General features: G+C 62.9%; 1 protein-coding gene. It reads left to right on the forward strand.

What is annotated here, in order from left to right:
* On the forward strand, window positions 1-595 hold a 595-nt coding region (locus DB708_RS03520), incomplete at both ends, for an AMP-binding protein (RefSeq protein ID WP_133250972.1).

Here is a 595-nt window from a genome sequence, read left to right on the forward strand (position 1 = left end):
TTACACCTCGGGCACTACCGGTGTGCCTAAAGGTGTTGGGATTGCGCACCGCAACGTCACCGACCTGATCGACTCGCTGGATACCAGACTCCCGCGTGAGGGTGTGTGGTCGCAGTGGCATTCCTATAGCTTCGACGTTTCGGTGTGGGAGATCTGGGGTGCCTTGCTGCGTGGTGGGCGGTTAGTCGTCGTACCCGAAGACGTGGTGAGTTCACCGCAGGATTTCCACGCTCTGTTGGTGGCCGAGCAAGTCACGGTGTTGAGTCAGACACCGTCGGCGGTCGCGGCGTTGTCGGCGCAGGGTTTGGAATCGGTGGCGTTGGTGATCGCTGGTGAAGCCTGCCCGCCTGAGGTGGTGGATCGGTGGGCGCCTGGCCGGGTGATGGTCAACGCCTATGGCCCGACTGAGACCACGATGTGTGTGGCCATCAGTGCACCGCTGACACCGAAATCGGGGGTGCCGCCGATTGGGGTTCCGGTGCCGGGGGCGGCGTTGTTTGTGTTGGATGGGTGGTTGCGTGCGGTGCCTGTTGGTGTGGTGGGTGAGTTGTATGTGGCTGGTCGTGGTGTGGGTGTGGGGTATGTGGGCCGGTCG

This window comes from Mycobacterium montefiorense, assembly GCF_003112775.1.
Classification (GTDB): Bacteria; Actinomycetota; Actinomycetes; order Mycobacteriales; family Mycobacteriaceae; genus Mycobacterium; species Mycobacterium montefiorense.